Here is a 13,659-nt window from a genome sequence, read left to right as displayed (position 1 = left end):
TACAAAGGTTATCTTTGTTTTGTGATTTTAGATATTCCAAAAGACCGACAATTGATTTTGTTTGATGGCGTTTGCAACTTATGCAATACCAGTGTATTATATATAATTAAGCGTGATCAAAACAATAGATTTATTTTTGCTCCCTTACAAAGTGAGGTTGGTCAAGCGGTTATCCAGAAGTTCAATGTAGACACACATAAAATTGACTCAATATTACTTTACGACCCCGTCTCAAACAGACTAAGGTATAAATCATCTGCGGCCTTGCACATTGCAAGACATCTTAGTTTCCCTACGTACCTTTATTCCGTATTCTTTTTGGTACCCAACTTTATAAGAAATTGGGCTTATGACGTAATAGCCAAAAACCGTTACAAGTGGTTCGGTAAAAAAGAAAGTTGTATGGTTCCAACACCTGAGCTTCAAGCTAAATTCCTAGACTAAAAAAGCCTTTTAGATTAAACTCCAAAAGGCCTTCTTAAATTAACAACTTACTTAAACTAATTTAATGTAAACAAAAACTCTATATCAATTTTTTAAATTGAGGGAACATATAGTATTGATTAATAGCACATTATTTTGTCCGTTCAAATATAGAATACTATCACTGATGTTTTAAAAAATAATCGATATAGAGCCTTAATTCTTGATTAAAATTTACAACCCGTAAAAATCATCTATAAACTGCATCAGTTACTTATAAAACCATGGAGCTATGTTTTATGTTTTATATGAAAACTCGAAGTTAACTTCACGTGGCTTAAAGAATTGTAGTAAAGCAAAAAACTATTAGACTTCTCATTAAGACCGGATAGGTTATGCCATTTGAGATAAAAGAATCTCAGCACTTTCAAAAGCTATTTTAGACTTTTAAGAATAAAATCTAGATTGGGGTCTTTGTTGTCATTGGTGCTATAAGCATCAGTACTATATTTTGGTGGCACTGCCAAACCTAGGTCTAAAAGTTTATTTATGGCGGGTAAGTATTCCTCACTAACCTTTCCGGTTAGCAATAGGCCTAAGTCCTTACCGTTCCTGGCGTATTTGTAGATATTACGAATACCTTTTAAATACAAATGGTCTTTGGTAAACCCTCCACCGCGATGCACTCTCAATGTAATGGCAAAGGCTTTGTCTCTATTGAGCTTGTGCTGGTTGTGCAATAAATGAAACGTATCTGAGAAGTTATAGCCTTTGTTTAAACTGTCCACCGCAATAACCCTAAAGGACAGCTCTTTAAGGCGATCAACCGTTAAACATCCGCTCATGAATTCTGAATAGACGGCAAGTCCTTCTTGGGTCTCAACATTATTGGGAAACCCATTAGAGAATATTTTTAAAGGCTGTGACAGGGCATTGAACGTCGTAACCATATGCACACCTATTTCATGATTGGTGAGTACTTTAAGCTGATTTAAACTGAACTTATGGCTTTTCCTCAATACCAAGGTTTGTGTGTTGTTCAAAACCATGGCAGCCGCGGAGAGATTATTGGATATCTTAATATTGTACTTAAAATCGTAACGTTTAGAAAATTCATCAAAGTATTCCCTGGCCTCTACAGCATTATACAATGGCAACATTTCTTCATTAAACTCGGAATCCTCAAAGCGAAGAATGAATTTGGCATTGTCGAGAGACCGTTCGGTCGGAGTACCGAAACTCTTAAGGCTATTGAAATAAAACTTACGGCCCTGCCCTATGGTTTCAATACATTCAACCAGTCCAGAATAGTCGTAAATAATATCTTCGTATAAGGCTCGGATATCGTCATCTTCAATCCGCTCAAGACGCTGAGAAAAAAACAGGCGGTGCAGCTTGTAACCATTAAAACGTATTTTAGGATACTTAAATTCGGGCTCGTAATTGTACTTGGCAGAAAAAAACTTCTTTTTCTCTGCTGCGATATTTTGTGGATTGATGTAATTGAGCAATTCAATCTTCTTCACCAGACGATTGATATTGGCATCTATTTCAAATATCTCCTGAAACTCATCCGTTGTTTTTATTTGGGCCATTAGTGTATAAAGGTCTCGTAAAATTCCTGTGCGTGTTTGGGTACTAATCTTTTAAGTTGTCTTTCTACCGCATCCACTACCTCTGGGTAAATAATCTGTTTGTACTCGTCGCAATAGACCTTAGCGATTTCTGTAGCCAAAACCAAAGTGTGGTCAAAGGTATTGGTTATAAACCTTAAAAAATACCCGTTACCGTAAAAGGTATCATTAATTTTTGCTGTCTGCTTTATTTGGTGGGGTAACTCAATGCTCTCTAAGTCCAGTCGCCAAGACTCAATCAAAGCTCCAAACCTATCATTGTCAATATTAGAGGTTCCTAAATTCCACGTCGGTACTTCCCTATCCCAGCGTTGCCAGTTGTAGCTGTGCATATCGTAAACGATACACGCTCCAAATTTGTCCTCAAGTTTAGAGATTAAGGCTTCAACGACCCTAAAAAAATTAGTATGTTTTTGTAGGCTTTTGGCTGTTTCCTTAGCTGGTAATGGCTGTTTCCATAACTGCTTGCCCCACGCGGTTTCAAAAACCGCTTCCTCTGGAAAACGATTTAGGTCGTATTCAAAACGCGAATCGCGTGCAGCAATAACTATAGGATGAGACTGCACCATAGCCTTGGTCTCTGGGTCTTCCTCGTACCAACGGTCGTACTCTGTATGCAAACAATTATCCCAAAGGTCTTTTCTAAATTGGTGACCATCATGAATGGCAGCGCATACATAGTGTGCATAACTTTCTATTTTTAGCGTAAAGCTATAATCCTCAGAAACGGCGTGGAAGACTTCTTCTGCCTTTATTTTTCTTATGATGGCCTCGATAGGGAGTTTTTCCATTAAAGCGTTTTAAATAAGCGATTCAAACATTTCAACATATTCCGTTCCTGGATGTTAAACTTACCATCCGAAAAGAATAAGGTTTTAATATCAGCCAAAAGGATTTCCACATCCTCCTGCTCGTAATTATGCTGTCTAAGACTGGCCATTATTTTTTGAATTCCTTGATAATCATTGTCATTGTTGAATTCATCATGGATTTCTTGAAATGTGTAGACATCTACTTTGGATATAATCACATTGCGCTCTTTATTATCCTCTTTAAAATCTGAATTTGCGGCAAACAGTAGGATATAAGCTAAAAGTTCATCGCGGGTCCAATCAACCGTTTTCATTGTTTATATAAAATTGGAATTAAATTTAAGTGCTACGTTTTACAACTATTCAATTAGGCCTCATCAACGGTCTTCCGCAACCTGGTTCTTCTATCAAACGCCTGAAGCTTGTCCAAAACCTTACTTTCCAGAAAATCAATGACCTTTTCCTCTACCTTTATTTTAGTTTTATAGACTTTATTGATGTAGGTAATACCACCGGGTGACATAACATTTACCTCAACTAGTTTTCCGCCAATCACATCAATCCCCACAAAATAAAGGCCATCCTTAACCAATTTTGGTCCTATTTGCTTACATAGTGCTTTTTCAGCCTTAGTCAGGGTATGTTTTTGCACGGAGCCTCCCGCAGAGACATTTGAGCGGTGATCATCAGATCCAGGAACACGTCTCATTGCACCTACGGGCTCGCCATTAAGCAATAAAATCCTAACATCACCTTGGTCCGCACCGTCTATATAATCTTGAAGGATAACGTAATTAGAACTGCCGTCTGAACTTGTAATATAAAAATCCAACAAGGAATTTATATTGCTCATAGCCGATTTTTCAATAAGAATTACCCCAGATCCGCCGAAACCGTTCAACGGCTTCAAGATCATTTTGTCACTTTTCGATTCCTTGATTTGCTCAATGAGGTACTTTTTATTTTTGGACACATGGGTATTGGGAATAATATTACTGTGTGATGCACCAAAAGCCGCGGTATAAAGCTTATTATTGGCTTCACGCATGCCCTCAAGGGAATTGACTATGAACACATCCTCTTTTACGGAATCCAGAAAATTGAGCATTAAAGGGTCTAAAGGTGGGTTGGCCCTGAAAAAGAGAGCGTCAAAACCAGCTAAGGGTAACATCTCCTCACGTAGTTTCACCTTATTGTAGAATGATTTTAAAGTTGATGGCACCTTATCCATACGACCGATCACATTACAAAACGCGTTGGTTACACTGTCTCTAATGGTTAAATTGGCCGGTGTACACATGGCCACACCGTGACCACGTTTCACACATTCCTTGATTAAGGCTAGACTCGTGTCATTTTCTGGATCAATCTCATCCCAAGGATACATTATAAAGCAAATGTTCATGTTATCTTATTTTGGCTGATTTTATGGACTTAAAGTTAAGTACTTTTAATGAGGTTGAAAAATTTAAGAATCCAAATCAAAGGTTTGTGTCGGGTTCTCATGCTCTTGGTAGTCTAGCATGTCTTCGCCATCCGCAATAATGGAGCATACCGTAGCATCTCCCGTAACATTCACTACAGTTCTGAACATGTCTAAAATACGATCTACGGGAAAAATAATAGCAATCCAAGCCGGATTTAAGCCCACCGAACTCAACACAATGATTAGCATTACCAAACCTGCGCTGGGTACTGCTGCGGAACCAATAGAGGCCAATGTTGCGGTTAAAACCACAGTGATTTGCTGGCCAAGAGTTAAATCGATCATGTGCATTTGCGCCAGAAATATAACCGCTACCGCTTGGTAGAGGCTGGTACCATCCATATTAACCGTAGCACCAATAGGCAATACAAAACTGCTGATTTTTTTGTTAACCCCTAAGTTCTGTTCCACACACTCCATGGTTACGGGAAGTGTAGCGGCACTACTAGAGGTAGAAAATGCCAAGGTTTGCGCCGGACTCATAGATTTAAAAAAGCCGGTATACGGTATTTTCTTTACAAATAACTTCAAAATCGTAGGATAGACCACAAATATCATTAAAAGCAATCCTGCCAAAACGGTTAAGGAATACCAACTCAATCCTTTAAATATCTCAACGACCTTACCAATATCATCCCCTGCCATTTTACTTACAACACCTGCCAATAAGGCAAACACAAAAAATGGAGCGGCTTGCATAACAATATCTACCATCTTAAGAAAGACCTCATTGATACCATCTACTATGTTTAAAACTGGTTGGGATTTATCTGTTGGAATAAAAAGCAAACAGACTCCAAAAAAGATAGCGAAAAATATAATTTGAAGCATAAGCCCGTTATTGGATAGCGAATAGAAAAAATTGCTGGGCACAATGTCTACCAAAGGCTGTAATGGCGTAGTTTCTTTTCGCTTTTTAACCGTTTCCATTTTCTCGGCTACTGCGGCCTCTTGAAGCTGACTTTTGGACAGTTCGGAGATTTCTTGGGCACGCTTAAAAAACTCAGGTTTTTGAAGATAATTTATCCCGTCCTTTATTTTATAGCCCTCTGCATCAGCCCAAATCTCGTAGGAAATCCTGTTGTCTATCCGGCTTTGTTCGTCCATGAGCTTACCAGGTTTTACAAGGTTTACCAGTAACAACCCTAAAGAAATTGCCATAATGGTAGTCAATAAATAAATCCCTAAGGTCTTACCTCCCATTCTACCCAAACTTGAAGGATCCCCAATATTGGCCACACCACTAATTATGGAAAACAAAACCAAAGGAACAGCGATAAGCTTTAACAGATTTATAAAGATGGTGCCAAAAGGATCGATCCAATTAATGGTAAATGCGCTCCAACCCATTGAGCTCGATACCAAAGCCCAGATAATTCCGAGAACCATTCCTATAATAATCTTCCAATGTAATGCTAGTTTTTTCATACGCTATAGGCCTGCAACAGCAGGCATTTCATAATTCTTATGTTGTGTTTTACACCTTGTAATACTGTTGGATGATATCTTTTTCAGTAAAAAAGTGTATTCATCCGCATCGCTAAAATAGAAGCTGTTTTAAAGCTTGTAATTTTAAAATTACCATGTCTTTGATTCCTGCCTACGTAGCAATTGGTAATCTGCAATGACCAAGGCCGCCATAGCCTCAACAATGGGTACGGCTCTTGGTACCACACAAGGATCATGCCTGCCTTTTCCTTGCATTTCCACGGTTTTGCCTTCGCTATTTATGGTGTTCTGCTTTTGAAGTGTAGTCGCAACGGGCTTAAAGGCCACGTTAAAATAAATATCCATGCCGTTACTAATTCCCCCTTGTACACCACCAGATAAATTGGTTTGTGTTGTACCGTCTGCATTGAACTTATCGTTATGGGCACTCCCTAACATTTTAGAACCTTCAAAACCGCTACCGTATTCAAAGCCTTTAACGGCATTTATGGAGAGCATGGCTTTTCCGAGTTCTGCATGGAGTTTATCAAAAACGGGTTCTCCCAAACCGGCCGGTACATTTTGAATCACACAGGTAATCACACCACCAACCGTATCGCCTTGCTTCTTTACTTCATTGATACGTGTTATCATTTGTTCTGCCAAATCCGTATCTGGACAACGAATCACATTAGATTCTATTTTACTGAAATCTAAATCTTGGTAAGGGGTGTTTAATTGTATGGTTCCAACGGCGGACGTAAAGGCATTAATTTTTATTTCGCCAAGCATTTGCTTCGCAATGGCGCCAGCAACCACACGGCAAGCCGTTTCCCTTGCCGAACTGCGACCTCCACCTCTATAATCGCGTACACCGTATTTTTTGTCATAAGTGTAATCGGCATGACTGGGACGATAGACGTCTTTAATATGTGAATAATCCTTGGATTTTTGATTGGTGTTATGAATAACGAAACCAATCGGTGTACCTGTGGTAACACCTTCAAAAATACCTGAATAAAACTCTACCTCATCGGCTTCCTTTCGCTGGGTAACTATCTTCGATTGCCCAGGTTTTCTACGACGCATGTCCTGCTGTATCGCTTCAAAATCCAGTGGAATGCCAGCCGGACAGCCATCAATAATGCCACCGATTGCGACACCATGTGATTCCCCAAACGTCGTTAGTTTAAATAATTTTCCGAAGGTATTTCCTGCCATTAAATTATATTTTCCGCTAAAGTAAATGTATTATCACAGAAAGAAAAACCCAAGGACTTTTAAATCTACATTAAATAGGGTCTGGAGTGCTTAAAATCAATTTAATACAACGTAACAATTTAATAACAATTTGCTTATAGTTAATTAATTATGGCTTTATAATCAGGTAATAACAGATGATGTTATTTGCATTATTAAAGTCCTGCTGTGAATCTAAAGCGAAAAGTAGAAATAGCCGTCATTTCCGACATCCATCTTGGCACCTACGGGTGCCATGCCAAACAGCTTTTAACCTATCTGAGCAGTATTGAGCCTAAGAAATTAATACTCAATGGTGATATTGTAGATATTTGGCAATTTAAAAAACGGTATTTTCCCAAATCGCATCTAAGCGTGATCAAAAAAATCATGGATTTTGCAGCAGACGGTACAGAGGTTTATTACATTACCGGCAACCATGATGAAATGCTACGTAAGTTCGCCGATACATCTATTGGCAACATCTCTATCGTAAATAAGCTCGTTCTAGAGCTAGATGGTAAAAAAGCCTGGTTCTTTCACGGTGATGTCTTTGACATTTCCATCCAGAATGCCAAGTGGCTCGCTAAATTGGGAGGCTGGGGGTACGATGTGCTGACACTTCTTAATCGCTTTGTGAACTGGGGACTTGAAAAACTGGGCAAGGAGCGTTATTCGCTTTCAAAACAAATTAAAAATAGTGTAAAGAGTGCCGTAAAGTATGTGAAGGATTTTGAAAAGGTTGCGGCAGATCTCGCTATTGAAAACGGTTATGATTATGTAGTGTGTGGCCATATCCACCAACCGAAGATGTTGGTGATGGAAAATAAGCACGGTACAACCACCTATTTAAATTCCGGTGATTGGGTAGAAAACTTCACGGCATTGGAATACCAATTCAAACGCTGGAAAATATACAATTACAATAAGGATAAACTCTCCCCTTTTTTTGCTGATGAGGAACTAAAGGACATGACTGTTAAGGATTTAATTGCGGCCATCACTATAGTTAAGTCTCCAAACAAAAACAAAAAAGCCTAAGTAACTACAAAAGCGCTTCCTTGAGAATCGTTATCGGATGTTGGGCCATACGTCCTGTACCGTCCTTGATTTGATGCCGGCAACTGGTGCCATTGGCAGCGATGATAATATTTTCCGATGCTTTGCGCACCGCTGGAAACAAGGTTTGCTCACCCACGGCCATACTCACGTCGTAGTGTTCTTTTTCATAACCAAAGCTCCCCGCCATACCACAGCAGCCACTAGGAATTATGGTCACCTTGTAGTTTTTTGGCAAATTGAGGATGTCAAAACTAGACTTTTGATTAGACAAGGCCTTCTGATGGCAGTGCCCGTGGAATTTAATGACTTTTTCTTCTGTTGTGAATTGATTAGCCTTAATATGGCCTAGTTCTATCTCTTTCTGGATAAACTCTTCAATGAGAAAGGTGTTTGATGCTATGGATTTAGCCGTATCCATATCATCGGCGAGTTTGAGATACTCATCCCTAAAAGTTAAAATGGCGGATGGTTCTATACCTATTAAGGGCGTATCGGTAGAAATTACATCCTTATAAAGGGCGATATTTTGATTACAGTGTTTTTGTGCCATTTCAAGATAGCCTTGGGAAATCATAGCTCTACCGGACTCTACATTTTGAATGATATTGACCTTGTAGTTCAGTCTTGTCAAAAGGCTTATGGCATCTAGTCCAATGCTTGTATCCAAATAATTGGTAAACTCATCGTTAAAAATATATACCTCCTTTATATAATTATTTATAACTAACTCATTTTTAATTTTTTGATACGCTTTATCTAAACTTTTAATTGACACTAAAGGAAGCTGTCTTTTTTTGGCAATACCAGCTAACGACTTAATTATATTCCCCGTTATAAGGTTAGAAAATATAGCGTTGGTCAGTTTTGGAAAGCGACTGCCAAGGCCATTCAATTTGTTGTTATGAGCAAATAGCCTCGTCCTTAGACTCACACCATTGGCCTTTTGATATTGGTATTGAAACTCTGCTTTAAGCGCAGCTACATCTACACTGCTCGGGCATTCACTGGCACAAGCCTTACAGCTCAAGCACAAATCAAACACCTCCTTGAGCTCCTCATGGTTAAAACGGTTGATTTTATCTGAATGCGTCAAAAATTCACGCAGGGCATTGGCCCTTGCCCTTGTGGTATCCTTTTCCTCTCGTGTTGCCCTATAACTCGGGCACATGGTACCTCCAAACTCCGGCAATTTTCTGCAATCCCCAGAACCGTTACATTTTTCCGCCTCTCTTAGAATTCCCATAGAACCTGAAAAATCCAGTAGGGTCTTTATTTGAGGTTCCTTACGCTCTGGTTCATAACGTAGATCCTTATCCATGGCATAGGCCTCCACTATTTTACCAGGATTGAATACATTATTTGGATCAAACGCCGTTTTTATTTGTTTTAAAAGTGCATAATTGGCCTCTCCTATCATAAAAGGAATAAACTCCGCACGCACTATACCATCGCCGTGTTCCCCAGACATGGATCCGTTGTAAGACTTTACCAGTTTGGCCACATCGGTTGTGATTTGCCTAAATAGCTCAACGTCTTTAGCTTGTTTCAGATCGAGAATTGGTCTTAAGTGCAACTCGCCAGCACCAGCATGGGCGTAATACACGGCGTTTTGCCCATAGGTTCTCATCAATTCGGTGAACTCGCTGATATAGGGCTCTAAATCTTCAAGCGCTACCGCTGTATCTTCAATACAAGCTACAGCCTTCTTATCGCCTATCATATTGCCTAAAAGACCTAAGCCCGCTTTTCTCAATTCAAGCGCCTTGTCAATGTCTTCACCCTCCAAAACCACTTCCGCATAGCTCAGGTCTTTACCCTTAAAGGTATTGACAAAATGTTCTATTTGTGTTTGCAAAGTCTCTTGGTCAACGGATTTTAGCTCACACATCAAAATAGCAGCAGGAGTGCCAATTATAAATTGTCTATTTTCTTGCTGGGTTTTATTGTGCTTGGTGAGATTTAAAATAGTACTGTCCATCATCTCGCAGGTATGCAGATTGTGCTGCATAGCTGTTTTTACCGCCTTAAGGCAATCTTCAATAGTTGCGAAATGAAGTGCTACCATGGCAGATTCAGGCGGCGGCAAATCGTCAAGTTGCAGTTTAATTTCAGTGGTAAAGGCCAGTGTGCCCTCACTGCCCGATAACAGCTGGCACATATTAAAATGGGGTGCGCTGTCATCGTCTGAAAAGGGTACGGATTTTATGAGTGCGTCTATGGCATAACCTGTATTTCGGCGATGTATGCTAGGCTTGGGAAACTGTTCAATGATTTGCTCTTGATTTTCCTTAGGCGCCAAGGCTTTAAAAACAGTGCTATAGATTTGACCTTCCAAGTTGTCTAATCTCAGTTTTTCATGAAAGGCCTTCTCTGACAAGGCTTTGAATTCCACTGAACTTCCATCGCTTAAAATGGTTTTTAGGGCAAGGACCTTATCTCTGGTAACACCATACTTAATGGAGGTGGTCCCAGAGGAATTATTACCAACCATACCGCCAATCATACAACGGTTAGAGGTTGACGTATTGGGCCCAAAAAACAGACCGTAGGGTTTTAGTATATTGTTAAGTTCATCTCTTATAACACCTGGCTGTACCGTTACGGTTTTGTTCACTGCATCTATATCTATAATTCTAGTGAAGTGTCTCGACACGTCTACAACTATGCCCTCTCCAACACATTGCCCTGCAAGGGAGGTTCCTGCTGTTCGTGGTATTAGCGATGTTTGGTTAGACCTTGCAAAATCAATAATGGTCTTAATATCTGCGTCGTCTTTCGGATAGGCCACGGCGAGGGGTAATTTTCTGTAGACGGAGGCATCAGTGGCATACAATCGTCGCATTAAGTCATCAAAATACAATTCGCCCTTAAGTTGGGATTTTAGGGTTTCCAATCTGATGTTTTGCGCCATATTCTGCAGATAAAATGCTTATAAAACTATGAAGAATTCCAATATAAATGCATTAATAACGTTATTTTTGTACGTTATAATTCATTCTTTTAAAAAACGAGAAACAATGAAACAATTGATTTTTTCCATTCTTGCCCTTTTTGTCGGATTTACATTTATAAGCGCACAAGAGATAGCTGATAATGCCATAGGTCTTAGGCTTGGCGACAGTGACGGTTTTGGTGCCGAGGTCTCCTATCAACGTGCCTTAGGCGATAACAATAGGCTTGAATTGGACTTAGGCTGGCGTAGTGGCAGCGATTATGATGGTTTTAAACTCACCGGACTCTACCATTGGGTTTGGCAATTAGATGGTAACTTTAACTGGTACGCCGGGCCTGGTGCTGGTATTGCGTCCTACGATTTTGATGACAACCGTATTGATGACGAAACTTTTGTTTTTATAGCCGGAAATATTGGTATTGAATATAATTTTGATATCCCTTTATTGCTGTCCTTGGATTTTAGGCCAGAATTAGGATTGGGAAATTTTAATGACGATTTGGATTTTGATATCGCTTTAGGGATACGTTACCAGTTCTGATCAGTAGCTTATAATATAGATAAAACCACCATTTTCAGGTGGTTTTTTTATTGCTTTTTGTAAACCTTTAAAATATAAAGTTAAGCCATAAAATTTCCTTAATTTTGCGCATTGAAATTAAAAAAATCATCACATATGAAGACCACAGCTTTAACTGAAACCCATATTGCCCTAGGTGCTAAAATGGTACCTTTTGCGGGCTACTCTATGCCCGTGCAATACGAAGGGGTTAATATTGAACACGAAACCGTACGCAACTCGGTGGGTGTTTTTGATGTGTCGCATATGGGCGAATTTTTAATTGAAGGACCTCGGGCTTTGGATTTAGTTCAGAAGGTTACAAGTAATGACGCTGCCAAATTAACGATTGGCAAAGCACAGTACAGCTGTATCCCTAATGACAATGGTGGTATTGTCGATGATTTAATCGTGTACAAAGTAAAAGAGGAGACCTATTTACTGGTGGTTAACGCCTCTAATATTGAAAAGGATTGGGCCTTTATCTCCTCAAAGAATGATGTTGGCGCAACAATGCGTAACCTAAGTGACGACTATGCCCTATTGGCCATTCAAGGACCAAAGGCGGTTGAGGCTATGCAGACCCTATCGTCTCACGATTTGTTTCAAATAGGCTTTTACAATTTTATTGTCGGTGATTTTGCGGGTATAGACCATGTTATTATTTCGGCTACGGGATATACCGGAAGTGGCGGGTTTGAAATCTACTGCAAAAACGAAGAGGTTAAGCAAATATGGGATAAGGTAATGGAGGCCGGTAAGCCTTACGGCATTAAGCCTATTGGTTTGGCTGCTCGGGACACCTTGCGTTTGGAAATGGGCTATAGTCTTTACGGCAACGATATAGATGATACCACCTCCCCTTTTGAAGCCGGTTTGGGATGGATCGTTAAGTTTACCAAGTCCTTCACCAGTTCTGAAAATCTGTCCGAACAGAAAAAGCGTATCCTTGACAGAAAGCTCGTAGCCTTTGAACTGAATGAAAAAGGCGTTCCAAGACGTGGTTATGACATTGTAGACCAAGACGGCAAACCCATTGGTAAGGTCACTTCGGGTACGATGTCCCCTAGCCTTAAGAAAGGTATAGGTTTGGGCTATGTATCGCCGTTATTTTCAGATTTTGGCAGTAAAATATACATCCAGGTACGTCAAAAGGCCATACCCGCAACTGTGGTGAAATTGCCCTTTTACAAAGGCAACTAATAATTTATAGTAAATGATGTAGGATTAATGAAGAAAGCCCCAGAGAAACATCGTATTTTAATTCTTGGCGCCAGTGGCTTTTTAGGTCATGCCATTTATAAGGAGTTAGGCCCCTATTTTAGAACCTACGGTACCTACAGGACATCCACCTCTGAGTTTGAAAGGAACAAACAGTTCTTTCAATACAATGTTGAAGAGGATGATGTCTATGAAATCCTTGAAGCGTGCAGGCCCTCCATTGTTATTTCCGCCTTGCGCGGTGATTTCCATGCGCAAACCATAGCGCACCAACACGTTGCGGAATACGCCGTACAATACAACACCAAACTTATCTTTTTGTCTTCGGCCAACGCTTTTGACGCCTACAGTAAGTACCCTAGCTATGAGCTAGACAAAACCTTAAGCCACAGTATTTACGGTCATTTTAAGATTAAGATTGAAAATATGCTCTTGCGCTTGCCCAAAAAGCAAGTCGCCATCTTGCGCTTGCCTATGGTCTTTGGACCTAACTGTCCACGGATTTTAGATATAAAGCAGCAAATAGAGCAAAAGGAGCCTGTGGAGATTTTCCCAAATCTGATAATGAACGTCACCTTGGACAAAAAGGTGACCCAACAGATCCATTACATCATCAACCGTAATAAAACCGGTATTTTTCATTTGGGCAGTACCGATCTAGTGCACCATGATGAATTTATCGAAGATGTCATCACCTTGCTCACGGGGCAAAAGGTTTTGATGAAGCATGTGTACACCACTAATGAAGACCGGTATCTGGCAGTATTGCCCAAGTTCAATAAGTTACCAAAGCACCTTCAGATTACCAGCCAACAAGTGTTGGAAGAACTTCAGAAATAATT

Annotated in this window: 12 protein-coding genes; 5 read left to right on the top strand and 7 right to left on the bottom strand. The window is 39.9% G+C overall.

Features of this window, described 5'->3' with window-relative positions:
- The first annotated feature begins 21 nt into the window (after window positions 1-21).
- On the top strand, window positions 22-444 hold the full coding sequence (locus CA834_RS08110) for a thiol-disulfide oxidoreductase DCC family protein (RefSeq protein ID WP_094968199.1): 423 nt from the start codon (window positions 22-24) through the stop codon (window positions 442-444).
- Window positions 445-857: 413 nt separating this feature from the next.
- Here the strand turns inward: CA834_RS08110 and CA834_RS08105 are convergent, their stop codons facing one another.
- The 6 genes from CA834_RS08105 to aroC form a co-directional block, all read right to left on the bottom strand.
- Window positions 858-2,018 (bottom strand): flavohemoglobin expression-modulating QEGLA motif protein, encoded by a 1,161-nt coding sequence (locus CA834_RS08105; RefSeq protein ID WP_094968198.1) that lies wholly within the window; start codon window positions 2,016-2,018, stop codon window positions 858-860.
- On the bottom strand, window positions 2,018-2,848 hold the full coding sequence (locus CA834_RS08100) for an N-formylglutamate amidohydrolase (RefSeq protein WP_094968197.1): 831 nt from the start codon (window positions 2,846-2,848) through the stop codon (window positions 2,018-2,020). The genes CA834_RS08105 and CA834_RS08100 overlap by 1 nt, the downstream gene beginning before the upstream one ends.
- A complete protein-coding gene (locus CA834_RS08095) occupies window positions 2,848-3,183 on the bottom strand; it encodes a hypothetical protein (RefSeq protein WP_094968196.1) in 336 nt (111 codons plus the stop codon). Before CA834_RS08095 ends, CA834_RS08100 begins: the two co-directional genes overlap by 1 nt.
- Before the next feature lie 53 nt (window positions 3,184-3,236).
- Window positions 3,237-4,274, bottom strand: a complete 1,038-nt coding sequence (gshB, locus tag CA834_RS08090; RefSeq protein ID WP_094968195.1) for a glutathione synthase — start codon at window positions 4,272-4,274, stop codon at window positions 3,237-3,239.
- Between the two features lie 63 nt (window positions 4,275-4,337).
- A complete protein-coding gene (locus CA834_RS08085) occupies window positions 4,338-5,783 on the bottom strand; it encodes a dicarboxylate/amino acid:cation symporter (protein WP_094968194.1) in 1,446 nt (481 codons plus the stop codon).
- A 150-nt stretch (window positions 5,784-5,933) separates the two neighbouring features.
- Complete coding sequence (gene aroC, locus CA834_RS08080) at window positions 5,934-7,004, bottom strand: chorismate synthase (RefSeq protein ID WP_094968193.1); 1,071 nt, start codon at window positions 7,002-7,004, stop codon at window positions 5,934-5,936.
- 207 nt (window positions 7,005-7,211) lie between these two features.
- On the opposite strand from aroC, the gene CA834_RS08075 reads away from it, so the two are divergent.
- Window positions 7,212-8,063: a UDP-2,3-diacylglucosamine diphosphatase gene (locus tag CA834_RS08075; RefSeq protein WP_094968192.1), complete on the top strand. Its 852-nt coding sequence runs from the start codon at window positions 7,212-7,214 to the stop codon at window positions 8,061-8,063.
- A gap of 4 nt (window positions 8,064-8,067) precedes the next feature.
- Here CA834_RS08075 and CA834_RS08070 read toward each other — a convergent pair whose 3' ends face one another.
- On the bottom strand, window positions 8,068-10,995 hold the full coding sequence (locus CA834_RS08070; RefSeq protein ID WP_094968191.1) for an FAD-binding and (Fe-S)-binding domain-containing protein: 2,928 nt from the start codon (window positions 10,993-10,995) through the stop codon (window positions 8,068-8,070).
- Between the two features lie 106 nt (window positions 10,996-11,101).
- Here CA834_RS08070 and CA834_RS08065 point away from each other — a divergent pair, with 106 nt between their 5' ends.
- The 3 genes from CA834_RS08065 (at window position 11,102) to CA834_RS08055 (ending at window position 13,657) form a co-directional block, all read left to right on the top strand.
- Window positions 11,102-11,578, top strand: coding sequence for a hypothetical protein (locus CA834_RS08065; RefSeq protein WP_094968482.1), 477 nt, complete (start codon window positions 11,102-11,104; stop codon window positions 11,576-11,578).
- A 135-nt stretch (window positions 11,579-11,713) separates the two neighbouring features.
- Window positions 11,714-12,799, top strand: coding sequence for a glycine cleavage system aminomethyltransferase GcvT (gene gcvT / locus CA834_RS08060; protein ID WP_094968190.1), 1,086 nt, complete (start codon window positions 11,714-11,716; stop codon window positions 12,797-12,799).
- A 27-nt stretch (window positions 12,800-12,826) separates the two neighbouring features.
- Window positions 12,827-13,657 carry a sugar nucleotide-binding protein gene (locus tag CA834_RS08055; protein ID WP_094968189.1) on the top strand — a complete coding sequence of 277 codons (831 nt, stop codon included), beginning with the start codon at window positions 12,827-12,829 and terminating at the stop codon, window positions 13,655-13,657.
- Window positions 13,658-13,659: the final 2 nt, after the last annotated feature.

Origin of the sequence: Winogradskyella aurantia (genome assembly GCF_002266855.1) — a bacterium.
Lineage (GTDB): Bacteria > Bacteroidota > Bacteroidia > Flavobacteriales > Flavobacteriaceae > Winogradskyella > Winogradskyella aurantia.
This window is presented reverse-complemented; position numbering and strand designations above follow the sequence as displayed.